The 22,064-nt window shown below is 65.1% G+C and carries 19 protein-coding genes and 1 tRNA gene; 12 read left to right on the top strand and 8 right to left on the bottom strand.

The window, feature by feature from the left end:
- Positions 1-86: 86 nt before the first annotated feature.
- The 3 genes from FPZ54_RS19215 to FPZ54_RS19205 all read left to right on the top strand — a co-directional run bounded on the left by FPZ54_RS19215 (position 87) and on the right by FPZ54_RS19205 (position 4,766).
- Positions 87-1,172: an alpha/beta hydrolase gene (locus FPZ54_RS19215; protein WP_145849402.1), complete on the top strand. Its 1,086-nt coding sequence runs from the start codon at positions 87-89 to the stop codon at positions 1,170-1,172.
- Positions 1,173-1,308: 136 nt separating this feature from the next.
- On the top strand, positions 1,309-3,420 hold the full coding sequence (locus tag FPZ54_RS19210; protein WP_145849401.1) for a TonB-dependent receptor: 2,112 nt from the start codon (positions 1,309-1,311) through the stop codon (positions 3,418-3,420).
- Positions 3,421-3,536: 116 nt separating this feature from the next.
- Positions 3,537-4,766: an MFS transporter gene (locus FPZ54_RS19205; protein ID WP_145849400.1), complete on the top strand. Its 1,230-nt coding sequence runs from the start codon at positions 3,537-3,539 to the stop codon at positions 4,764-4,766.
- Positions 4,767-4,779: 13 nt separating this feature from the next.
- Here the strand turns inward: FPZ54_RS19205 and FPZ54_RS19200 are convergent, their stop codons facing one another.
- A complete protein-coding gene (locus tag FPZ54_RS19200) occupies positions 4,780-5,769 on the bottom strand; it encodes an alpha/beta hydrolase (RefSeq protein ID WP_145849399.1) in 990 nt (329 codons plus the stop codon).
- A gap of 216 nt (positions 5,770-5,985) precedes the next feature.
- Between FPZ54_RS19200 and FPZ54_RS19195 the strand changes: the two genes are divergently transcribed.
- Both FPZ54_RS19195 and FPZ54_RS19190 read left to right on the top strand, forming a co-directional pair.
- The gene (locus FPZ54_RS19195; protein ID WP_239019644.1) at positions 5,986-7,152 is read left to right on the top strand and encodes a glycoside hydrolase family 68 protein; all 1,167 of its coding nucleotides are present in this window, start codon (positions 5,986-5,988) and stop codon (positions 7,150-7,152) included.
- A complete protein-coding gene (locus FPZ54_RS19190) occupies positions 7,149-8,042 on the top strand; it encodes an ROK family protein (protein WP_145849398.1) in 894 nt (297 codons plus the stop codon). Before FPZ54_RS19195 ends, FPZ54_RS19190 begins: the two co-directional genes overlap by 4 nt.
- Positions 8,043-8,195: 153 nt before the next feature.
- On the opposite strand, the gene FPZ54_RS19185 is transcribed toward FPZ54_RS19190, so the two are convergent.
- Together FPZ54_RS19185 and FPZ54_RS19180 are read right to left on the bottom strand one after the other, a co-directional pair.
- Positions 8,196-9,539 carry a neutral/alkaline non-lysosomal ceramidase N-terminal domain-containing protein gene (locus FPZ54_RS19185; RefSeq protein WP_145849397.1) on the bottom strand — a complete coding sequence of 448 codons (1,344 nt, stop codon included), beginning with the start codon at positions 9,537-9,539 and terminating at the stop codon, positions 8,196-8,198.
- 288 nt (positions 9,540-9,827) lie between these two features.
- Positions 9,828-9,917: transfer RNA gene (locus FPZ54_RS19180), tRNA-Ser, on the bottom strand.
- A 133-nt stretch (positions 9,918-10,050) separates the two neighbouring features.
- On the opposite strand from FPZ54_RS19180, the gene hspQ reads away from it, so the two are divergent.
- The 4 genes from hspQ to FPZ54_RS19160 all read left to right on the top strand — a co-directional run bounded on the left by hspQ (position 10,051) and on the right by FPZ54_RS19160 (position 12,050).
- Positions 10,051-10,431, top strand: coding sequence for a heat shock protein HspQ (gene hspQ / locus FPZ54_RS19175; RefSeq protein ID WP_145849396.1), 381 nt, complete (start codon positions 10,051-10,053; stop codon positions 10,429-10,431).
- A gap of 231 nt (positions 10,432-10,662) precedes the next feature.
- Entirely contained in the window at positions 10,663-11,031 is a 369-nt protein-coding gene (gene rplU, locus FPZ54_RS19170) for a 50S ribosomal protein L21 (RefSeq protein ID WP_145850063.1), read from the top strand.
- 13 nt (positions 11,032-11,044) lie between these two features.
- The gene (gene rpmA / locus FPZ54_RS19165) at positions 11,045-11,314 is read left to right on the top strand and encodes a 50S ribosomal protein L27 (protein ID WP_145849395.1); all 270 of its coding nucleotides are present in this window, start codon (positions 11,045-11,047) and stop codon (positions 11,312-11,314) included.
- Positions 11,315-11,483: 169 nt separating this feature from the next.
- Entirely contained in the window at positions 11,484-12,050 is a 567-nt protein-coding gene (locus tag FPZ54_RS19160; protein WP_145849394.1) for a GNAT family N-acetyltransferase, read from the top strand.
- Between the two features lie 59 nt (positions 12,051-12,109).
- On the opposite strand, the gene FPZ54_RS19155 is transcribed toward FPZ54_RS19160, so the two are convergent.
- The 4 genes from FPZ54_RS19155 to FPZ54_RS19140 all read right to left on the bottom strand — a co-directional run bounded on the left by FPZ54_RS19155 (position 12,110) and on the right by FPZ54_RS19140 (position 18,906).
- Entirely contained in the window at positions 12,110-13,558 is a 1,449-nt protein-coding gene (locus tag FPZ54_RS19155) for an efflux transporter outer membrane subunit (RefSeq protein ID WP_145849393.1), read from the bottom strand.
- Positions 13,555-16,740 (bottom strand): efflux RND transporter permease subunit, encoded by a 3,186-nt coding sequence (locus FPZ54_RS19150; protein WP_145849392.1) that lies wholly within the window; start codon positions 16,738-16,740, stop codon positions 13,555-13,557. The genes FPZ54_RS19155 and FPZ54_RS19150 overlap by 4 nt, the downstream gene beginning before the upstream one ends.
- A gap of 12 nt (positions 16,741-16,752) precedes the next feature.
- Complete coding sequence (locus FPZ54_RS19145; RefSeq protein WP_145849391.1) at positions 16,753-17,937, bottom strand: efflux RND transporter periplasmic adaptor subunit; 1,185 nt, start codon at positions 17,935-17,937, stop codon at positions 16,753-16,755.
- Positions 17,938-18,045: 108 nt separating this feature from the next.
- Positions 18,046-18,906 (bottom strand): metal-dependent hydrolase, encoded by an 861-nt coding sequence (locus FPZ54_RS19140; RefSeq protein WP_145849390.1) that lies wholly within the window; start codon positions 18,904-18,906, stop codon positions 18,046-18,048.
- A gap of 49 nt (positions 18,907-18,955) precedes the next feature.
- Here FPZ54_RS19140 and FPZ54_RS19135 point away from each other — a divergent pair, with 49 nt between their 5' ends.
- The 3 genes from FPZ54_RS19135 to FPZ54_RS19125 all read left to right on the top strand — a co-directional run bounded on the left by FPZ54_RS19135 (position 18,956) and on the right by FPZ54_RS19125 (position 21,527).
- Positions 18,956-19,588 carry a TetR/AcrR family transcriptional regulator gene (locus tag FPZ54_RS19135; protein ID WP_145849389.1) on the top strand — a complete coding sequence of 211 codons (633 nt, stop codon included), beginning with the start codon at positions 18,956-18,958 and terminating at the stop codon, positions 19,586-19,588.
- A 1-nt stretch (position 19,589) separates the two neighbouring features.
- The gene (obgE, locus tag FPZ54_RS19130) at positions 19,590-20,639 is read left to right on the top strand and encodes a GTPase ObgE (protein WP_145849388.1); all 1,050 of its coding nucleotides are present in this window, start codon (positions 19,590-19,592) and stop codon (positions 20,637-20,639) included.
- 111 nt (positions 20,640-20,750) lie between these two features.
- Positions 20,751-21,527 (top strand): MipA/OmpV family protein, encoded by a 777-nt coding sequence (locus FPZ54_RS19125; RefSeq protein ID WP_145849387.1) that lies wholly within the window; start codon positions 20,751-20,753, stop codon positions 21,525-21,527.
- Positions 21,528-21,530: 3 nt separating this feature from the next.
- Here the strand turns inward: FPZ54_RS19125 and FPZ54_RS19120 are convergent, their stop codons facing one another.
- On the bottom strand, positions 21,531-21,998 hold the full coding sequence (locus FPZ54_RS19120; RefSeq protein WP_145849386.1) for a DUF305 domain-containing protein: 468 nt from the start codon (positions 21,996-21,998) through the stop codon (positions 21,531-21,533).
- Positions 21,999-22,064: the final 66 nt, after the last annotated feature.

Here is a 22,064-nt window from a genome sequence, read left to right as displayed (position 1 = left end):
GGATTGACTTGCAATCGATTGCTAATAGGATGTCGCCATAACGGACGCAGGTCCGGGGCGAACGATAACCGGCGGGAGAGACTGTGATGCGGGCAAGGATTTCGGCACTCTGTGGAGCGGCGCTGCTTATCGTCGCCTTTGCGCCGGGAGCGGCGATTGCGCAAATCCAGGGACCGCCCCCTGTGCAGCTCACCGCGGAGGACGAGGCCAAGCTGGAGCCGATCGCCCCGGAACTGCGTGCAGGTGCCCGCATGGCGCTGGGCTTTTCCAAAATGATGGGCACGATCAACGAGAAGATGGTGCTCGAGTCGCGCAAGCGCGGCGGCGGTCCGCCCGTCCCTCCCCGTCACGCCGATGTGCCTGTGACCGAGCAGATGATCCCGGGGCCGAATGGCGGGCCGCAGGTCAAGCTGTTCGTCATCAACGCCAAACCGGGAACCAGTCGACCCGGCATCGTTCACACCCATGGCGGTGGCTATATCCTCGGCACCGCCGCGACCGATGTCCGGCGGCTTCAGGAGATGGCTCGCGAGCTCGACGCGGTGATCGTCAGTGTCGAATATCGGCTGGCCCCGGAAACGACGTTCGAAGGTTCGATCGAGGATAATTATGCGGGGTTGCGCTGGATGGTCGCCAATGCCGCGACCTTGGGACTCGACCGCAGCCGCATCGCGGTGACCGGGGAAAGCGCGGGCGGCGGCCATGCGGCCCTGCTCGCCATCACCGCGCGCGATCGTGGCGAGATCCCCATCGCCTTCCAGGCACTGGTCTATCCGATGCTGGACGACCGCACCGGCGGGGCGGTGAAGATGCCCGCGCATATCGCCACGGTCGGGTGGAGCGGATCGGAAAACCAATATGGCTGGAAGGCGTTTCTGGGCCAGGAGCCGGGCACCGACACGGTCCCCGCGCGGGCCGTCCCTGCACGGACCCCCAGTCTTGCCGGGCTGCCCCCCGCCTTCATCCAGGTCGGGGGCGTCGATCTCTTCGTCAGCGAGGATATCGACTATGCCCGTCGACTGAACGAGGCCGGGGTGCCGACCGAGTTGCAGGTGATCCCCGGCGCCTATCATGGCTTTGACCAGCTGTCGGCGGACTCGCCCCAGGCGAAGCAATTTACGCGCGCCAAGATCGAGGCACTGCGTCGCGCCTTCGCCCGCCCAGCAGGCTAGGCCGAGGGCAGCAAACGATTGCGGAACTGAACCCAGATTTCGCTGTGAGGTGAGCGTTTGCGCAGCGGCGTTGCCCTTGACGATAGCCGACACAATATTTATGCAATCGATTGAAAATATAACCGGGGAGAGGAAAATGAAGCATATTCGCACGACCGTTGCGTCCATCGCGGTCGCGAGCGTCCTGACAGCGGTCCCGGCATTCGCCCAGACCGCACCGACCGAGCAGGAGGCCGAGGCGCCAGCCGCATCAGCTGTTCAGGAAGTCGTCGTGACCGCGCAAAAGGGTGGCGCGCAGGCGCTCCAGGAAGTGCCGCTTGCGATCCAGGCGTTCGACGGCGAGGAGCTGAAAGAGCGCAACATCTCGACCATCGGCGATCTCGTGTCGAGCGTGCCCGGCGCCTTCGAGGGCTTTCGCCAGTCCAACGGTTCGCGCTTCTACAATCTGCGCGGCAGCGTGACGCAGAATGGCGACTCGCCGATCGGCTATTATCTCGACGACGCACCCTTCATCGTCACCAATTTCGGCATCGCGCCACCGGTTCGCTTCATCGACATCGACCGGGTGGAGGTGCTGCGCGGCCCACAGGGCACGCTCTATGGCCAGGGCTCCTCGGGAGGCGTCTTCATCTTCCGCACCCGCGACCCCGATCTCAACGATTTCGACTATGCGTTCGAGGCAGAGGCATCGCAGACCCGCGGCGCCGATGGATTGAACTATGGCGCCGCCGCCGCACTTTCGGTCCCGATTATCAAGGATATGCTGGCGGTGCGCGTCAGCGGCGGCTTCTCTCGCGATGCGGGCTGGGCCGATGCCTATTATGGCGCGTTCGACGGCACGCCCGACGAGACCGGCGTCAACGCCGCCAAGAATGACGATATCCGCGTCGTCGCGCTGTTCCGTCCCGCCGAAAACGTCAATATCCGCGCGCAATATTGGAATTTCCGCCCGCGTCAGGACTTCACCGGCTTCACCGCATCGGTCAAACCGCCCTATTTCGAGAACACCGCCGGGCAGGACGGCTTTTCGAACGGCGACTTCACCCTCTACAGCCTGACCGGAACCGTCGATTTCAGCGCGTTCAGCATCACCAGCGCGACGAGCTATCTGGAAGGGCAGTTCGGGATCAACATCCCGCTCTCGCCCGCAGGCTCCTTCTCCAGCCAGTTCCTGCCCAAGATGTTCGCGCAGGAAGTGCGCGTAAACTCGAACGGCAGCGGCCCGTTCAAATGGGTGATCGGCGGTTCCTATCAGGACGGATCGGGTCCGCAGGAAAATGCGCTGACCCTGCCCGGGCTGGTCATCGATGCCGACAATGACACGCTGACCGAAAATTACGCCGTCTTCGGCGAGGTCAGCTATGAGCTGTTCGACGGCAAGCTGGTCCCGCTCGTCGGCCTGCGCCAATATCATGACGATCGCGCCTTCGCCGACAGCACCGGCAAGGTTCCGACCAAGGAGGACGTCACCACCTGGCGCCTCAACCTGTCCTATCTGCCGACCGACGATCTGACGATGTTCATCTCGGCCGCGACCGGCTTCCGCCCCGGCATCGTCCAGTCGCGGGTGCAGGTTCAGTCGGTGGAGATGGCAGGCGTTCCGACCAGCGTCGCGCTGGAGCCCGAATCCACGAAAAACTACGAATTCGGCGTGAAATGGCGCACGGCGGATCGCGCATTGTCGGTTGGTCTCAACCTCTATCAGCTCGAATATACCAACCTGCAGACCTCGGTCACCGGCGGCATTCAGGACGTCAACGGCTTCGCCAATTTCGGGGATGCGACGACCAAGGGCATCGATATCGAGCTGCACTGGCGCACCCCGCTCAAGGGATTCAACCTTGGCTTTGTCGGCAATTTCAACGACAGCAAATACGACCGGATCAATCCCGTCGTGGCGGCCGCCCAGCCGCTGCTGAAACCGGGATCACGGCTGACCAACACCCTGTCGAACAATTTCCGCATCGACGCGGGCTACAACCGCGACATCTCGAACGACGCCAATATCTTCGGCAATCTCTCGCTCAGCCATAGCGGCGACCGGTTGCAGAACAACGGCATCACCGCGCCGTCCTACAACGTCATGGCCCTGACCCTGGGCGTGCGGTACGGCGATTATGAGCTTGCGCTGATCGGCAACAACCTGACCGACGAGCGCGGGCCGACCTTTGTCGGCACCAACGGCCCATTGTCGGGATCGGGGCCGACGCCGCGTACGATCGGCCTGCGTTTCCGGGTTACGCCCTGACCCGGCATCGACCGACGGCAAGAGCGGGGGGCATTGCGCCTCCCGCTTTTTCCGTCTCCGGTCCATTGCGTATCAGAGCTGGCGCGCTGCCCGGCCGAATTTGAGTGGAGAGCAGGATGCAGGATCAGGCCGGACGGGACGGCGCAGCGACGCTGCTCAAGGCGCTTGTATTCCTGATGTTCGCGATGTTCGCGATGACCACCGACTCGGTCGGCACGGTCATTCCCGAAGTGATCCGCGAGTTCGAGCTTGGTCTTACTGCAGGCGGATCGTTCCAGTACGCGACGATGGCGGGGATCGGCATTTCAGCCATTGCGCTCGGCTTCCTTGCCGACCGGATCGGGCGCAAGGCGACGATCCTGATCGGCCTCGTCCTGTTCGGGCTCAGCTCCGCGCTGTTCGCGGCGGGGCATAGCTTCCTGTTTTTCACCACCCTGTTGTTCGTATCGGGGCTGGGCATCGGCATCTTCAAGTCCGGGGCGCTGGCGCTGATCGGCGACCTGTCGCGCTCGACCGGCGAACATGCGCGGACGATGAACCTGATCGAGGGGTTTTTCGGCGTCGGCGCGATCCTGGGACCGGGCATCGTCGCGTACATGCTGCTCAACGGGGCGAGCTGGAAATGGGTGTATCTGATCGCCGCGATGCTCTGCGCGCTGCTGGTCCTGGGATCGGCGGTTGCCCGTTTCCCAAGGCCGATCATCACCCGTGCCGAGCCGGTTCGCGCGAGCGAGGCGATCCGCATGGCGGGCGACCCGCCCGCGCGCTTCTTTGGGACCGCGCTGATGCTCTATGTCGGTGCGGAGGCGGCCATCTATGTCTGGGCGCCGACCTATCTTGCCGATTATTCGGGGTCGTGGCTGTGGCTGGCGGCCTATGTGGTCTCGATCTTCTTCGTCCTGCGTGCGGCGGGGCGGTTCCTGGGCGTATGGCTGCTCTCGCGCTTCGACTGGGCGAGCGTGATCTTCGTATGCAGTGCGGCGATGGCGGCCTTGTTCTGGGTCGCCGTGATTGGCGGGCGCGAGGTCGCGATCTTCGCACTTCCCGCGACCGGCCTGTTCATGTCGGTGCTGTATCCGACGATCAATTCGACCGGGATCAGTTGTTACGACAAGGGACGTCACGGCTCGATTGCGGGGCTGTTGCTGTTCTTCACCTGCATCAGCGCGGTGTTCGCGCCGATGGCGATGGGCGCGCTGGGCGAATGGCTGTCCGACAGCACCTACAGCATTCTGCTCGGCGCCCTGTTCGCCACCCTCCTCACGCTATTGTGCGGCTGGAACCGGTCGCGCGCACCCTTTGCGGCGTTGCTCGTGCAGCGAGACGCCGATGACTATCGCGGCTGATCGCCGGGCAGGATCAGTTCAGATGCCGGTCGAGCCATGCCGCGAACAGCGTCGGCCACTGGCCGCACGGCTTGTCCGCCGGACCGACGCCGAAGCCGTGGCCGCCCTCCTCGAACAAATGGCTCTCCACCGGGCGCCCGGCGGCCTGCATCGCGCGCATCATGATAAAGCTGTTTTCGGCGGGCACGGCGGTGTCGTCGAGGGCGTGAACGATGAACAGCGGCGGCGTCCGGGCGGTGACATGTTGCGCGGGCGAGCGGCGCGCGATCGCCTGGGCATCGGGATTGGTGCCGAGCAGCCGCATTGCCGATTCAGCGTGGGTGACGGGCGCGGTCACGCTGATGACCGGATAGATCAGCGCCATCGCTGCGGGCCGGGCGTCCAGCGCGTCGACCGCGTCGCGGGGAGCGTACACCTTCTCGGCAAAGCCGGTGGCCAGTGTCGCGCCGAGATGGCCGCCCGCCGAAAAGCCGACCGCGGCGACGCTGGCGGGATCATAGCCGAACCGATCGGCATTGGCGCGGATCACGCGGATCGCGCGCTGCGCATCCTGAAGCGGCACGTCGGGGCGATCACTCCAGCCTTCGTCGGGCAGGCGATAGGTGAGGACGAATACCGTATAGCCGCGTTCGGTCATCGCGCGGGCGACATCGACGCCCTCGTTGAGAATCGAGACGAAAGTGTAGGCGCCGCCGGGGATCGACAGCAATGCGCGGCCATTGGATTTGGCGGGGCGAAACACGCGCAGCATCGGGCGATCGATGTTCCGGACCATGATGTCGGGCCAGCCCTCCGGCAGCGGCTTTGCCTGATAGCCACCGCCCGGCGTGCCGTCCGGCCACAGCGGAATCTGCTCGGCGTCGATCCATGCCCGGGGCATCGGCGGCAGCTTGGGGAAGGTTTGCGCCGCAGCCGTGGCGCCGAGCGTGGCCAGCCCGACGGCGCCGGAAAGAAGTGCCCTGCGCCCGATCGGAGCGCCGATGTCGATCGTGCCGGAAGCCATGGAATTTCCTCTCTCTTCTCTGCGCCTTTTGTTGGTCGGAGAGATATGCGCCGTTGCCTTCGCCAAATTCAAGTTTAATCTACAATCGATTGCGAGCGCACATTCTCAGAAAGTCGCTTCGCCAGGATGGAGATATATGTTGAGGTTTCACAAGGCCATGCGCGGGACCGGGCGCAATGGGGCCGTTGGCACCACACTGAACCGGCGGACCGCGCATTGACCGCCGAAGCTGAATCGGCCGATCGGATGGTCGGCGGGGGAACCGTCACGGCATGGACCCCGGCACAGGTACGCGGCATTGACACCGGCATGGCAGACGCCGCGCCGGTAATCCGCGAGGATCAGGTCGTGCCGGTCGCGGACGATCTCGCGATCTGGGACGCCTGGCCGGTGCAGGACGCCAATGGCGATGTCGCGCTTCTGCCCGGCGGCGCGACGCTGTGGATGGCTTTGGGCACCCCGCCCTTTGCCGACCCGGAGGAGCGTCACGGCCATGCGCGCATCCATCTGATCGCGCAGGACCGCAACGGGTGGCGCCATCTGGGACCGGCAATGCCCGATGGATTTTCGCCGGGTAGTCGCGAATGGTCGGGATCGGCGTTGCTGGCCGCGGACGGGACGACGCTGACGCTGTTCTTCACCGCGACCGGACGGCGGGGCGAGACCGCGCCGACCTTTGAACAGAGACTGTTTCAGGCGCGGGCGACCTTGTCCGCCGGACCTGACGGCCATCGCCTGACCGACTGGCGCGAACTGCGCGAGATGATCGTTCGCGATCCGGCGCATTATATGGCGAGCGATGCCGGAACCGGTCGTGTCGGGACGATCAAGGCGTTCCGCGATCCGGCATGGTTTCGCGACCCGCGCGACGGACGCCATCACATCTTCTTTGCCGGATCGCTCGCCGACACCCACTCTGCCTTCAATGGCTGCATCGGCTGGGCGGTTGCGCGCGACGCCGCGCTCGACGATTGGGCGTTGCAGCCGCCGCTGATCGCCGCAGAGGGGGTGAACAACGAACTCGAACGGCCGCATGTCGTGCTCCATGACGGGCTTTATTATCTGTTCTGGTCGACCCAGCGCCATGTCTTCGATCCCGACGGGCCGGTAGGTCCGACCGGCTTGTACGGCATGGTTTCCGATCGGCTGGACGGCGGCTGGCGGCCGCTCAACGGCACCGGGCTGGTGTTCGCCAACCCGGCGGCGGCACCCAAGCAAGCCTATAGCTGGCTGGTATTGCCCGACTTGCGCGTCACCAGCTTCATCGATGCCTGGGGCAGCGACGGCGCCGATGCCAATGCGAACCGCTTCGGCGCCACCTTCGCCCCCATGCTGCACCTGACGCTACAGGGCGATCGCGCCGGATTGTCGGGCGCGCCATGAGCGATACCGGCCGCTATGCCGGTGTCGAGCTGGGCGGGACCAAGAGTGTCGCCGTGCTCGCCCAGGGGGACCGGATCGTCGATCGCCATGTGGTGGTGACGGGCGAACCGCGCGTGACGCTGTCGGCGCTGCGTTCGATCCTGGACGAATGGACCGGACAGACGCCGTTGGCCGGGCTGGGAATCGCATCCTTCGGCCCGATCCGCCTCGATCGCGCCGCGCCGGACTTCGGCCGGATGCTCCCGACGCCGAAACCGGGCTGGGGCGGCGCGGCGATCCTGGACCCGCTGGCGCGGGATCTGGGCTGTCCGGTCGCGATCGATACCGACGTCAACGCCGCCGCGCTGGCCGAATATCGCTGGGGCGCGGGCGCGGGCTGCGACAGCCTGTGCTACATCACCATCGGCACCGGGCTTGGCGGCGGGCTGCTGATCGCTGGGCGACCAGTACACGGCGCGCTGCATCCCGAAATCGGCCATCTGCGCCTGCGCCGCGTGCCGGGCGATTCCTTTGCCGGCGCCTGTCCATTTCATGGCGACTGTGTCGAGGGGCTGGTTTCAGGTCCCGCGCTGGCCAAGCGATTTGGAGCCGATCCCGCCAATGTGCCGGACGATCATCCGATCTGGCGGGACGTAGCGTCAGACATCGCCGAATTGTGCGCCACGATCCTGCTGACGGTATCGGCGCAGCGTATCCTGTTCGGCGGAAGCGTCGCACTGTCGCGCCCATTCCTGCTGCCCTGGGTGCGCGACCATGTCGTGGAGCGGATCGCGGGGTATCTGCCGTTCGTCGATGACATGAGCGGCCGAGACGTCATCAAGCCAGCGACACTCGGCACCGAAGCGGGGCCGCTGGGCGCCATCGCATTGGCCCAGGCCGCTCGGAGCTAAAGAGCCTCACGCTGTTCCCCGGCGAAGGCCGGGGTCCAGTTATAAGCGGCTTTCAGGCTTCGGGATGCCGCCTTGTGTTCGTGGCGACTGGGTCCCGGTCTGCGCCGGGGACCAGCCTGAACGCGGTTTCGCTCCGCGCGAACCGGGTGACTTCTACTCGGCTTCGGTCTTTTCGATCAGGTCGAGCAGCCCGTCGACGATCGCGGTTTCAGCGCATCCGGGCTTGAGCCGGGAGGATACCACCTCGAACGTGTTGTAGCCGAACGCCGCGTCGTTCGGGATATAGCCGGACCCCGCGATGCCGTTGGTCAGCGTCGTCATCATGCTGTGCTTGAAAGGCGATTCGCGCTTGAACCGCTGCGCGATGGTCGTGAACACCTCAGCATCCACGCCGCCGATGACCGTATCGCCGATCCGCAGCAGGCTGAGGCGAATGGAGACGGGATCGGCATCCTCATAGATGCCCGGATAGCCCGCACGCCCCTTGTCGAGGCGCTTGCGGCCCGGGCAGGTGACGCTCGTCTGCGCGCCGCTGATCCGCGCGTCGGTTACCGGCCGTTCGAGGCTGGCGCGCGAGACGTGGAGAACTTCCTCACCCAGCATCTGTCCCATCGACAGCACCATGCGCTTCTGCTGGTCCATGAGCATCGCGACCTTGGGATTGCTGCGGTCCATGCCGGTGCCGCCCGGCGGCATCGCATTACTGATATCTTCGCCGCGCTTGGCATAGTCGGCGGTGCGGATGGCGCGCAGTTCATAGGTCTGGTTGAAATAGATCGGGTTCTGATCGCCCGCCGCGCCGTTCGAATAGACCGCGACCGCGCCGTCGCCGAGCGATTCCTCGATATAGTTGGACGCGGCGCCGGGCAGGTCCGCGCTGACCAGGTCGAGATTGCCCGTCAGCACCGCGTGGACGCCGTAATTGTAATAGACGGCGATCGGCTTCCCCTCCGGCGTTTCGAAGCGGACGACCGCCACGGTTTTGTCGGAAACGCCCTCATAATTCGGACCTTCCCACCAGCGCTGCGTCTTGGGATCGATGATGTTGCGGTTCACGTTGATGTAGGAGACGCCGGTGCCATAGGCCATTTGCGCCTTGCGCATCCCGCTGGCGGCCTTGCGGATCGCGTCGAAAATCTGCGCCTCATACGCCGCACCACGCATCCACGGCGCGCTATGGGTGTGGGTCGCGGTCAGCAGCAGCTGGCTGACCGGAATCTTCAGCTCGCGCGCGGCGCGTTCGCTCACCTTCTGCCAGGTTTCGGTGCCGATCGCACCCGCATCCACGCTCACCATCGCCGCCCGCGACGCGCCGTCATCGACCACGATGGCACGCACATTGATGGGATCGAGCACGCCCAGCATGTTCTTGGGCAGATCCGCGGCGGCAGGCGTGATATCGACCTTTGCGGCGCCGACCTTGAGGGTCTGCGCATAGGCAGACGTCGCCGTGCACATCAACGTCGCGGCGAATGCGAGACTGACCGTATATTTCATGTTCAACTTCCCGACTGGCGGCCTGCGCCGATCGCGCTGGCCCTGTAGAATGATGTGTTCCGAAGCCTGGATCGCGGATCAGGGTGTGAATGCGACGCCACATTGCAAATCGACGCGCTCTGTTCGCGCTGCGGGCATAACCGCCTCTCCTTGCTCCAATTGATTTCCACAATCGATTGCAGCACTGGCTACGCGGTTTTCCGCGCTTTGGCAACGGCGGTTCGAGAGCCCTCTCGGACCGCGCCGTTCGAGGCGTGAGCGAAGCGCGTTGATCGCAAGATTGAAAGGTGGCGGAGAGGGTGGGATTCGAACCCACGTTACGGTTCCCCGTAAACCGCATTTCGAGTGCGGCGCGATCGACCACTCTGCCACCTCTCCGCGAGGGGTCCGGTAGGCATCGAAATGCCGCTCCGACCGGTCGAGCGGGCGCCTCTATACCAGCCGGTGCGGCGGCGCAAGCGGCTTGCCGCACTCTTCTTGTGCCGAGCGCAGGACACACTAGATTGAACCCATGACCCGTCCTTCCGCACCGCTCGATCTGTCGATCTCCGGCGTTCCGGTACCGGCCGTTGCCCATGCCCGCTTCAATCTGGGCGATGTGGTGCGGCACCGGCTGTTCGATTTCCGCGGGGTGATCTTCGACATCGACCCCGTCTTTGCCAATACCGACGAATGGTATGAGGCGATTCCTGAGGATATCCGTCCGCGCAAGGACCAGCCCTTCTACCACCTGCTCGCAGAAAATGCCGAGTCGAGCTATGTCGCCTATGTCAGTCAGCAGAACCTGGTCGTCGATGACAGCGACGAGCCGATCGAGCATCCCGCGATCCACGGATTGTTCGATCAGCTGAGTGGCGGGCGGTATCAGCTGAAAAACGAGCACCGGCATTAGATTTGTCTGAGAACGCTGACGCGTTCTGCGGCACCGGCCCGCTCCCCCACCCGGCCACCCATTCCAGAATATCCTGCCGATGGGTGGCCGGGTGGGGGAGCGGGCCGGTGCCGCCTTCCGGACAAAAGCCCGACAAAGGTTGACTTCGCCGGGCGAATCCCATAACCGCGCCGTTCCTCCCGCCGGGCTTGTCCTGCGCGGGCACATGCTTTTGAAATTGAGATGAGGCCCATGTTCGCTATCGTGCGCACGGGCGGCAAGCAGTATCGCGTTGCCGCAGGAGACAAGATCGTCGTCGAGAAGCTCGACGGCGAAGCCGGTTCGACGATCACCCTGGGTGACGTGCTGCTCGCTGGCGAAGGTTCGGATCTGAAGTCGACCGACGGGCTGACCGTCTCGGCCGAGATCATCGCGCAGGCGAAGGGCGAGAAGGTCATCGTCTTCAAGAAGCGCCGTCGGCATAACTATCGCCGCAAGAACGGCCATCGCCAGAACCACACCATCCTGAAGATCACCGCGATCGGTGCGCAGGAAACCAAGAAGAAGGCCGCCAAGGCCAAGGCGACCGAGGGCGACGCCCCGGCAGCCGCTGAAGCGTAAGGAGTAACGCGAAATGGCACATAAAAAGGCAGGCGGCTCTTCGCGTAACGGCCGCGATTCGGAATCGAAGCGCCTTGGCGTGAAAAAGTTCGGTGGCCAGGTGGCAATCGCCGGCAACATCCTCGTGCGTCAGCGCGGCACCCGTTTCTATCCGGGCGCCAATGTCGGCATCGGCCGCGATCACACGCTGTTCGCGCTGACCGACGGTCGCGTGCGATTCCACGACGGCAAGCTCGGCCGCAAATTCTGTTCGGTAGACATGATTGCGGAAGCAGCGGAATAAGCTGGGCAACCATCCGGGTTGCCCGCCAGGGTGACCCGGGTCTCCAGCAGGAGACCGCAAAAGGGAGACGGGTCACCCCGGTCTCCCTTTTTTATTGCTCCCTCCCCACCCCAACTGTCGTGCTGCGGTCATCAATCCGCGGCATCGGCGGGTCCGCGAGGAGAGTAACATGTTCGCACGTACACAGCGGCTGATGCTGCGGCCCGGCTGGGCCGAGGACGCCCCCGATCTCGCCCGTGCGATTGCCTTTGAAGAGGTGGTCCGCAACCTGGGCCGGGCCCCCTGGCCCTACGCGCTGGGTGACGCCAAGGCGTTCCTGGCCGATCAGGCGAGCGTGGCGAGCGGTTCGGGCGCCAGCTTCCTGATCTGCGCCTTCGACCATGGCGTCAGCCGCATCGTCGGCGGAATCGGCTTTGGTCCCTATGACGATGAGCCGCACGAATTCGGATATTGGATCACCCCCGACGCGTGGGGACGTGGCTTTGCGACCGAGGCAGGCCGCGCGGTGATCGATATCGCGCGCACGCTACGCGTCCCGCGCCTGTCAGCGGGCCATTATGTCGACAACCCCGCATCGGGCCGGGTGCTGCGCAAGCTGGGCTTCCAGCCGACAGGCCGGGTCGTCCCGCGTTACGCGCGCGGACGCGGAGGCGATGTGCAGTGCGTCGAATATGAACAGCGGCTCGACGGGTCCGATGTCGGCACCGACCCGTGCGACGGGCGAATGGCGGCCTGAGGCGGGGCGGATCGGACGGAGCCAGTTACGCTACACGGCTCCGTCCGAAACATGTAATCTCAGTTGGCGGGGGTCGCCTCGCGTCGCACCGGCTCCGGCGCGGTTTCCCAGCCGCCGCCCAGTGCCTTGAACAGCGCCACCTGTGCCTCCGCCAGGGCTGCGTTGGACTGGGCGAGCGTGGCGCGTGCCGAAGCGCGCTCACGCTCGGCATCGATCCGTTGGAGCAGGCTGTCGCGCCCTGCTTCGAACCGCAGGACCGCAATCCGCGCAGCGTTGGTCGCGGCGGTGTCCGCACGGCGCAACGCGACGTTGCGCTCGATCTCGCCGGAATAGCGCGCCAGCGCCTGCTCGACCTCGCGCAGCGCAGTCAGCACCGTGCCGTCAAAGGCGGCGAGCGAAGCCTCTGCCCCCGCTTCCGCCTGACGCACCCGGGCACGCGCGGCGGTGAGATTGGGGAAGTTCCAGCTGAGCAACGGCCCGAGCGAGAAGTTGAACGACGAGCTCTTGCCGAGATCGTCAAGGCTCTGTGCGCCAAGCGAAACCGATCCCAGCAGCTGGATCGAGGGATAGAGTGCGGCGGTCGCCACCCCCACCCGCGCCGTATCGGCGGCAAGCTGGCGTTCGGCCTGACGCACATCGGGTCGACGGGCGAGCAGCGCCTGCCCGTCGCCGACCGGGATCAGCGCCGACACGCCCGGCGGCGTCGCACACTGGTCCGCCTGTGCGTCCAGCTCGGCCGGGGGACGGCCGGTCAACGTCGCCAGCGCATAGAGCGCCGCGCGACGCTCTGCCTCGAACGCCGGAACCTGTGCCCGCGCATTCTCCGCCAGCACCCGTGCCTGATCGACATCGCGGATCGTCCCGCGTCCTGCATCGAACAGCCGCTGGGTCACATCGAGCGTACGGCTTTGCAGCTGCACCGTTTCCCGCGCCACCGCAGCCTGCGCGGCAAAGCCACAGGCCGAAGCATAGGTCCGCGCTGTCTCCGCCGCGACCGCCACACGGGCGGCGTCAAGCGCCGCCTGCGCCGCGTCCACATCGCCGCGCGCCGCCTCGATCGAGCGGCTGACCCGGCCGAACAGGTCGATTTCGTAGGAGGCGTCGAGTCCGACCTGGAAAAAGTCGCCCTCCACTCCGTCCACGCCTGCGGGCAAGCTGCCCTGAACGCTCTCCGCGCCGGTGCGCGAGCGGGTATAGCCCGCGCTTGTGCTGGTTCCCGGCAGCCGTGCCCCGCGCGATTCGGACAGGATCGCTCGTGCGCGCTTGAGATTCGCCGACGCCTGACGGATGTCGGTGTTGTGGGCCAGCGCCTCCACCACCAGCCGGTCGAGCGTGGGATCGGCGAACAGCCGCCACCATTCGCCTTCGACCGCGCCCGGCGACACTTTGGTCATGCCCGGGTCGACGAACGCGGCGGCCGCAGCGGGCGGCGTCTGGGGCCGTTCATAGGTCGGGCCGACCGAACAGCCCGCCAGCAGCGCCGCAGTCAGGAGGGATAGGCGCTTCATTCTGCGGGCTCCGTCACGGGATCATGGGGTTTGCTGCGAAAGCGCGCGGTCTGGGCGGTGGCCCAGATACCGAACTTACGGCTGATGACGTAGAAGGCCGGGGTGAACAGCAGGCCGAAGATCGTCACGCCGATCATGCCGAAGAACACCGCGACACCCAGCGCCTGACGCAGCTCCGCGGCCGCTCCGCTCGCGATCACCAGCGGCAGCACGCCGAGGATGAAGGCGATCGAGGTCATGATGATCGGCCGCATCCGCTGGCTTGCCGCGTGCTTGGCGGCCTCGAACATGTCCATGCCCTCCTCCTCGTTCTGGCGGGCGAATTCAACGATCAGGATCGCGTTCTTCGCCGCCAGGCCGATCAGCACGACCAGTCCGATCTGGGTCAGGATATTATTGTCCATCCCCATCACGTTGACGCCAAGGATCGCGGCGAGCAGGCACATCGGCACGATCAGGATCACCGCCAGCGGCAGCACCAGGCTTTCATAGAGGGCGGCGAGCAGGAGGAAGACGAACACCACCGCCAAGGCAAAGGCGATGACGCCGGTATTGCCCGCCGAACGCTGCTCGAGCGCCAGTTCGGTCCATTCGAAGCTCATCCCCTGTGGCAGGGTCTGGGCGGCAAGTTGCTCCATCGAATCGAGCGTCTGGCCGGTCGAATAGCCGGGTTTGGAGTCGCCCTGGAGCTCGGCGGCGGGATAGAGGTTGTACCGCACCACGCGATATGGCCCGCTGTCGTTGTTGAGCGTCATCACCGAACTCATCGGCACCATTTCGCCCGATGCCGACCGCGTCTTCAGCCCCTGAATGTCGGTGGCGTCGTCGCGATAGGGCGCGTCGGCCTGCGCCGTCACGCGGAAGGTGCGTCCGAGATAGTTGAAGTCGTTGACATAGGAGGAGCCGAGATACGCACCCAGCGTCGAGAAGACGTTGGATACCGGAACGCCCATCCGCTCCGCCCGCTCGCGGTCGACATCCGCGGTCAGCCGCGGCGTGCCGGTGTTGAACAGGGTGAAGGCGCCTGCGACGCTTTCCTGCTGATTGGCACCCATCATCATCCCGAACGCCGCCTGCGCCAGCGCCTGATAGCCCAGCCCTTCACGGTCCTGGATCATCATCTTGAACCCGCCGCCGGTGCCGATTCCGGGAACCGGAGGCGGTGCGATCACCAGAATGTCGCCGCCCTTGATGCCGCCCAGCGCGCCGTATAGCGATTGCTGGATCTCGTCCGCGCTCTTGTCGCGGTCGGCATGGGGTGCGAGGCCGAAGAACAGCACGCCGGTATTGGGCGCGGTCGAGAAGCTCGCGCCATCCAGACCCGCAAAGCCCACCACATATTTGACGCCGGGCAGCTTGCGGGCGGCAACAATGGCCTCCTGTACCACCGCGTCGGTGCGGTTGAGCGACGAGCCCGGCGGCAACTGCACCGCACCGATCAGATAGCCTTGATCCTGTGGCGGGATGAAGCCCGAAGGGGTGGAGGTAAACCGCCAGCCGGCAACAAGGATCAGCGCGACATAGACCACGCCGACGACCATTAGCATCCGTACCAGCCGGGCGGTCAGCTTGCCGTAATTCTCCGACAGCCGGTTGAAGCCGCGGTTGAATGCCGCCCCTGCCCGTCCCGGCAGCCCGCGCCAGCCGGGAGCCGGCTCGCTGTCATGTCCCTTGTGCTTCAGCACCAGCGCGCACAGCGCGGGCGAGAGGGTGAGCGACACGAAGGCCGAGATGACCGTCGCCGAGGCGATGGTGATCGCGAACTGCTGGTAGAAGGCGCCCGAGATGCCCGGAATGAACATGGTCGGGATAAACACGCCGGTCAGCACCAGGCTGATCGCGATGATCGCGCCCGACACCTCGTCCATCGTCTTGTGTGCGGCCTCCTTGGGACTGAGCCCCTCGTCCTCCATCAATCGCTCGACATTCTCGACCACGACGATCGCGTCGTCGACGACGATGCCGATGGCAAGGACGAGGCCGAACAGCGAGAGCGTGTTGAGCGAATAGCCGAACGCCAGCAGCACCGCGAACGCGCCGATCAACGAGATCGGGATCGCCACGATCGGAATCACCGCCGCGCGCCAGCTCTGCAGGAAGATAATGACGACGAGGACGACGAGCACCAGCGCTTCGATCAGCGTATGCTCGACCGCGGTGATCGACTCGGCGATATATTCGGTCGGGTTATAGTCGATCGAATATTTCATGCCCGGCGGGAAGTCCTTCGACAGGCTGTCCAGCTCTGCCTTCACCGCATCCGCCGTCGCCAGCGCGTTCGAGCCGGGCAGCTGGAAGATGCCCATGCCGACGGCACGCTTGTCGTTGAGATAGCCGTTGAAGTTATAGTCCTGCGCGCCCAGTTCGATCCGCGCGACATCGCGCAGATGGGTCAGGCGGCCGGTCGCATCGCGCTTGATCACGATCGCGCCGAATTCATCGGTGGTCGTCAAACGCCCCTTGGTCTGAACACCCAGTTCGAATGCGGGGCTGACATCGCCATAGGGAGGCGCGCCGACGGTGCCCGCCGCGACCTGAACATTCTGGCCCCGGATGGCGTTCACCACCTCGTCCACGGTCATATCGCGCGCGGCGGCAAGACCGGGGTCGATCCAGATGCGCATATTATAGTCGCGCCCGCCAAATGCCTGCGCCTGACCGACGCCCGGAATGCGCGCGATGCGGTCCTGGACCTGCAGCGTGACGTAGTTGGAGATATACTGGATATCGAGGCTCTCGTCGGGCGAGGTGAAGAACGCGACCATCAGGAAGTCGGGCGAGTTCTTGTTCACCGTCACGCCGATGCGCCGGACGTCCTCTGGCAGGCGCGGTTCGGCCGTCGCGACCTTGTTCTGGACCAGCACCTGCGCCTGATCGACATCGGTGCCCTGTTTGAACGCGACGGTGATCTGCGTCTGGCCGTTCCCGGTCGAGGACGACGTCATGTAGAGCATGTTGTCGACGCCGTTGATCGCCTGTTCGATCGGCGCGGCGACGGTTTCCGCCAGCGTTTCCGCGCTCGCGCCCGGATAGGTGGCGGTCACCACCACCGTCGGCGGTGCGATATTGGGATATTGCGCGATCGGCAGCGACGGATAGGCGACGGCACCGACGATCACGATCAGGATCGAGAGTACCGCCGCAAAGATCGGCCGCTCGATGAAGAAATGCGGGAATTTCATGTGATGCGCCCCTTACTGGACGGTCGCCTGGCCCGAAGCCGGCGGATCGATGGGGCGCGTGGGGGCTGCCTGTTTGGTGGCGTCCGGCTTGATCGCCCCCTGTTTGGGAGTGACCGGCGCACCCGGCTGAAGCCTGCCCACGCCGGTGATGATGACGCGATCGGTGGGGGCAAGGCCATCGCGGACGATCCGCAGCCCTTCGGCCTTGGCCCCGACCTCGATGACGCGCGGCGTCGCCTTATTCTCCTTGCTCACCACATAGACGAGGCGGCGGGTCTGGTCGGTGACGATCGCCTCATCCGGGATCAGCATCGCGCGATAGCTGCCGGAACCCAGCAGGCGGGCGCGCCCGAACATGCCGGGGGTCAGGAAGCCGGTCGGATTGGGGACGACGGCGTGCGCGCGGATCGTTCCCGAATTGGGATCCACCGCATTGTCGAGAAACGCCATCCGGCCATTCCAGCGATATTCATTCTCGTCGGCGAGCTGAATCTGCACCGGGTTTGCGGTATCGCGCGAGGAACCACGCTCGCCGCGCTGATCCTGGCGCAAATTCTTGAGATAGAAGGCTTCGGCGCCCTCGAATTCGAACCAGATCGGGTTGAGCGAGACGACACGGGTCAGCACCGTCTGACCTTCGGCGACGAAATCGCCGATGCTGACCTTGCGGTCCGAAACACGGCCACTGAACGGCGCGCGGACGGTGGTGAAGCCCAGGTTGAGCATCGCCTGAGACGCCGCCGCGCGACCCGCGGCGAGATCGGCGGCGGCGCTACGCTCGGCCGCGACGTTCGATTCCAGTTCCTCCGCGCTCACCGCCTGCGCCTTGGCCAGTTCCCGGCTGCGGGCGGTGACCTGCCGGGCATTGCTCAGCGCAGCCTCGGCCCGGGCGATCTGGGCGTTCGCCTGCATCAGCTGCGCGCGGTAGGGGCGCGGATCGATGGTGAAGAGCGGCTGGCCCTTGCGGACATCCTGCCCGTCGCGGAAATGAACGGCGGTGATGACACCGTTGACCCGGGCGCGCAGTTCGACATCCTCGGGCGCGACGAAACGGCCGGTATAATCGTCCCAGTCGACAACCTCGCGCTGGAGCGGCGTCGCCACCATGACTTCGGGCGGGGGGGGCGCGGCAGGCGGCTGGCCGCCTCCACATGCACTCAACGCCGCCAGAGCCACGAAGCCAGCCAGGACACGCATAATCGTCTTTCCCCTTATTGCGGTGCAGCAATTGGGGAGCGGCGAAAGCGGTTTCAACCCCGCAACGGATAATTTCTGATATTTTCCGTTCAGTAATTCAAAACGCGCTCAGGCCGTAGCGGTACCGGCGGGTAGAATGGCCGCTTCATAGTCGCTCTCCGCCTTGCGGATCAGCGCGCGATCATCGTGATTCCAGGGGTGGAACCCGGGCAGGAAATAGCTGAACCAGGCCGGGATCATCCGTGTAACGATGCCGGGCGAGACGAGCAGATATTTTGCCAGCATCGTTTTCGCACGCCAGCCGGTCACCCCATCCTGCGCCATCAGCTCGAGCGTCCCCTCGATCCGGTGTTTCCAGAAGGTGCCGGTAATCAACAGCATTGTCAGCGACTTGATCTTCCACCGTTTCCAGCGGCTCATGCCGCGCGTGGCATGGAAATAGGTGTCATAGGCGACACCCTTATGCTCGATCTCCTCGAGCGCATGCCAGCGCCACAGGTCGGCATTCTCCGGATCGGCGCCCTCCAGATGCGTCGGATTGCGCAGCAGTTCGGACGCGAGGATCGCAGTATAATGTTCGAGGGCCATGGTCGCGGCGAGCTGGACGATCTTCGGGCGCGAACGCGCGATCTCCAGCACCTGGTCGACCCGGGCCTCCAGACGCGTAATGTCATAGCCATGGTCCAGCACGCGCTTGTTGAACGCGACATGCTCGCGGCTGTGCACCACTTCCTGCACGGTAAACGCCTTGATCTCGCGCGCCAGCTTCGCGTCCACCCCGTTGCGAAACGCCTTCACGCTTTCGATGAAATAGGCTTCGCCCTTGGGAAAGGTCACCGACAGCGCGTTGTAGAATGCGGTCGCGGCTACATCGCCGTTCAGCCACAGACGGTCCTGCCGCTGCCCGCGCCCGAACCGGCGGTCGCGCGGCGTGATGGTGAGGTCAGCGGGAGTCTTTGCGTTCGACATGGTTTTGCTCCAAGGCATTTGCGATGATAGCTACGCCTTACTTACACAAATGTCAATAACGCCCATCACCGAGCGCAGACGTCTGAGCCCCGAAGAATCGCGCGATGCCGCGCTGGAAGCGGCGCGTGCGCTGCTGATCGAAGCGGGACCGCAGGCGGTGACCCTCAAGGCCGTCGCCGCGCGCATCGGGCGGACGCACGCGAACCTGCTCCACCATTTCGGATCGGCGGCAGGGCTTCAGCGCGCGCTCGCCCGTAGCCTCGCCGAAACGGTCTGCTCGCGCATCGTGGGCCTGATCCAGGAAGCCCGCGCCGACGAAACGGCGCGGACCGAGGACAAGCCCCGCCAGGTCGTCGATCTTGCGTTTGACGCCTTTGACAAATCGGGCGCGGGCGCACTGGCCAGCTGGATGATCCTGTCGGGCAACGAGGATGCGCTCGACCCGATCCTTGAGGTGATCCACGGACTTGTCGACCAGATTTCCGCTGTCGAGGGCGAGGATAGCGGCGCGGTGTTGCGCGAGGATACACTCGCGCTCGTTCTGATGGCGATGGGCGACGCGCTGCTCGGCGAACCTCTTGCCCGCTCGCTCGACCTTCCCCGCGGCGCCGCGCGTGAGATCGCGCTGCGCCAACTTACCGGATCCCCACGCTTCCTGAAAATGTGGGGCCAGGACAGCTGACATGCATTTTCTCGACCAGGCAAAGATCTTCATCAAATCGGGCTGGGGCGGCGGCGGCGCCGTTGGATTCCGGCGTGAGAAGTACATCGAATATGGCGGTCCCGATGGCGGCGACGGCGGCAAGGGCGGCGACATCATCTTCGAGGCGGTCCCGGGCCTCAACACGCTGATCGACTTTCGCTACACCCAGCATTTCCGCGCCCAGCGCGGCCATGGCGGGTCGGGCGGCAACAAGACTGGCGCGGGCGGCGATGATCTCGTCATCAAGGTGCCGGTCGGCACGCAGATTCTCGCCGATGACGAGGAACGCACTTTGCTCGCTGACCTGACCGAGGAAGGGCAGCGCATCGTCTTTTTGAAGGGTGGCGATGGCGGGCGCGGCAATGCCAGCTACAAGACCAGCACCAACCGCACTCCGCGCCAGCACGGCACCGGCTGGCCGGGCGAGGAAATGTTCGTGTGGCTGCGCCTCAAGCTGCTCGCGGATGCCGGTCTCGTCGGCCTGCCCAATGCCGGCAAGTCCACCTTCATCAACGCGGTGACCAACGCCCAGGCGAAGGTCGGCGCCTATGCCTTCACCACCACCCGCCCCCAGCTGGGCGTGGTGCGGCACAAGGGCAATGAGTTCGTGATCGCCGACATCCCCGGCCTGATCGAGGGTGCGGCGGAGGGTGCCGGGATCGGCGACCGGTTCCTCGGTCATATCGAGCGGTGCAAGGTCCTGCTGCATCTGGTCGATGCGAATGACGAAGATGTCGCCACCAGCTATCGCATCGTCCGCGACGAGCTCGACGCCTATGGCGCGGGCCTGCTCGACAAAAAGATCATCGTCGCGCTCAACAAGATCGACATGCTCGACGACGAACTGATCGCCGCCCTCTCCGCCGAACTGGAAGAGGCCAGCGGCACCGAGGTGATCCCGATCAGCGGCGCGAGCGGGGTCGGCGTCGACTGGGTGCTCGACAAGCTGCTCGAAGCGATCGGCCCGGACCATGCGCGGGTGAGCGACGACGATGATGGCGAGGAAGTGGTGGAGTGGTCGCCGCTCTGAACAGGCAGGCCGGATCGTTTTGCTGATTAACGTCCCGCTAACAATCCCCCATGACGAGATTTTCGCGCGCGATTGACTGGCGCTTCCGCGCGGATCGCATAGAGTGGGCGCATGTTGCTTCGCCTGACGCCGTTCGCCCTTCTCGCCATCGCAATACCTGGAGCCGCGCATGCGCAGGAGCGCGAGCCGCTGCGCACCCGCATTTATCTCGGCCCGCAGCTGTCGCCCAAGACGCCCGGCGCCAAGGACCTGTCCTTCGGCCCCTTTTTCGACGTGTCGCGGGCGCGCGGCGACGATCCGTTCGATTTCGAGGCCCCGGATGAGAGTTTCGGCTTTCCGGTCGCCGACGCGGGCGGGATCGAGTTCGGTCCGGCACTCGGCTTCAAGGGCAAGCGCAAGGCCGCCGATATCGGCGTGCCGCTTCACGAAGTCGGTTTCAGTTTCGAGATCGGCGCATTCGCCCAGACCTATCTCGCGCCTGAACTGCGAATCCGGGCCGAGGGACGCAAGGCGGTGAGCGGGCATCGCGGCTGGGTCGGCGAAGTCGGTGCCGACTATGTCGCGCGCGAAGGCGACGACTGGCTGTTCTCGATTGGCCCGCGCGTCACCCTCGCCGACGCCGAATATCACCGCGCCTGGTACGGGATTACCCCGGCGGACAGCGTTGCGTCGGGGCTTGCCACCTTTCGGCCCGGCGGCGGGGTGGAAGCGGTGGGCATCAGCGCAGGCTATCTGCGCCAGCTCACGCCATCGCTGGGGTTCGCCGCTTATGCCCGCTACGACCGGCTGGTCGGGGACGCCGCCAAGTCGCCCTATGTCCGTGCGGCGGGGTCGCGCAGCCAGCCCTCACTGGGACTGGCGCTGAGCTACACGTTCGCCAGGCGATAGGGGTCAGCGCTCGGCCTTTGTATCCCCGCGACGCTCAAGGCGCGCGATCATGCGCTTCATCTCGGCGATTTCGCGTCGTTGCGCCGCGATAATCTCGTCCGCAAGCTTGCGCACCTCCGGATCCCGAATCTGCGCCCGCTCACTGGTCATAATCGCAATCGAGTGATGCGGAATCATTGCCTTCATATAGCTGACATCGTCCACCGTCTGTTGACTTCGGACTGCCCAGAGCGATCCCGAAAAGACGATCGCCGCGACGACCAGGATCGCGAGGTTCGTCCGGCGATCCTTGTACATGCCCCACATGAAGCCGAGCATGACCACCGCCATCACCGCGCCCATCAGCAACGCCATCCAGACGCGCGTCTGGCTGAACGTTACATGCGCAAGCGCATAGGTGTTCAGGTACATGAGTCCGAACATAACCACGGTAGAGGTGGCGATCATGGCGACAAATCGGGAATAGCGCATGGCGGGACTCCTTTCGAAGGAGCAACCTCCCGTCGCGCGAGCGGGTTCCCGTGGACCGTGCTTCTC

The sequence above is a fragment of the Sphingomonas suaedae genome (assembly GCF_007833215.1).
Taxonomy (GTDB): Bacteria; Pseudomonadota; Alphaproteobacteria; order Sphingomonadales; family Sphingomonadaceae; genus Sphingomonas; species Sphingomonas suaedae.
The sequence above is the reverse complement of the archived record's forward strand: the minus strand, read 5'-3'. Positions and strand labels throughout refer to the sequence as shown.

Excerpts from the sequence above, each read along its gene's own strand:
- FPZ54_RS19135 (WP_145849389.1), top strand. The coding sequence starts at position 18,956 with ATGTCAATAACGCCCATCACCGAGCGCAGACGTCTGAGCCCCGAAGAA.
- FPZ54_RS19160 (WP_145849394.1), top strand. The coding sequence starts at position 11,484 with ATGTTCGCACGTACACAGCGGCTGATGCTGCGGCCCGGCTGGGCCGAG.
- obgE (WP_145849388.1), top strand. The coding sequence starts at position 19,590 with ATGCATTTTCTCGACCAGGCAAAGATCTTCATCAAATCGGGCTGGGGC.
- FPZ54_RS19205 (WP_145849400.1), top strand. The coding sequence starts at position 3,537 with ATGCAGGATCAGGCCGGACGGGACGGCGCAGCGACGCTGCTCAAGGCG.
- FPZ54_RS19120 (WP_145849386.1), bottom strand. The coding sequence starts at position 21,998 with ATGCGCTATTCCCGATTTGTCGCCATGATCGCCACCTCTACCGTGGTT.
- FPZ54_RS19215 (WP_145849402.1), top strand. The coding sequence starts at position 87 with ATGCGGGCAAGGATTTCGGCACTCTGTGGAGCGGCGCTGCTTATCGTC.
- FPZ54_RS19185 (WP_145849397.1), bottom strand. The coding sequence starts at position 9,539 with ATGAAATATACGGTCAGTCTCGCATTCGCCGCGACGTTGATGTGCACG.
- hspQ (WP_145849396.1), top strand. The coding sequence starts at position 10,051 with ATGACCCGTCCTTCCGCACCGCTCGATCTGTCGATCTCCGGCGTTCCG.
- rpmA (WP_145849395.1), top strand. The coding sequence starts at position 11,045 with ATGGCACATAAAAAGGCAGGCGGCTCTTCGCGTAACGGCCGCGATTCG.
- FPZ54_RS19125 (WP_145849387.1), top strand. The coding sequence starts at position 20,751 with ATGTTGCTTCGCCTGACGCCGTTCGCCCTTCTCGCCATCGCAATACCT.
- FPZ54_RS19140 (WP_145849390.1), bottom strand. The coding sequence starts at position 18,906 with ATGTCGAACGCAAAGACTCCCGCTGACCTCACCATCACGCCGCGCGAC.
- rplU (WP_145850063.1), top strand. The coding sequence starts at position 10,663 with ATGTTCGCTATCGTGCGCACGGGCGGCAAGCAGTATCGCGTTGCCGCA.
- FPZ54_RS19200 (WP_145849399.1), bottom strand. The coding sequence starts at position 5,769 with ATGGCTTCCGGCACGATCGACATCGGCGCTCCGATCGGGCGCAGGGCA.
- FPZ54_RS19150 (WP_145849392.1), bottom strand. The coding sequence starts at position 16,740 with ATGAAATTCCCGCATTTCTTCATCGAGCGGCCGATCTTTGCGGCGGTA.
- FPZ54_RS19145 (WP_145849391.1), bottom strand. The coding sequence starts at position 17,937 with ATGCGTGTCCTGGCTGGCTTCGTGGCTCTGGCGGCGTTGAGTGCATGT.
- FPZ54_RS19155 (WP_145849393.1), bottom strand. The coding sequence starts at position 13,558 with ATGAAGCGCCTATCCCTCCTGACTGCGGCGCTGCTGGCGGGCTGTTCG.
- FPZ54_RS19210 (WP_145849401.1), top strand. The coding sequence starts at position 1,309 with ATGAAGCATATTCGCACGACCGTTGCGTCCATCGCGGTCGCGAGCGTC.
- FPZ54_RS19190 (WP_145849398.1), top strand. The coding sequence starts at position 7,149 with ATGAGCGATACCGGCCGCTATGCCGGTGTCGAGCTGGGCGGGACCAAG.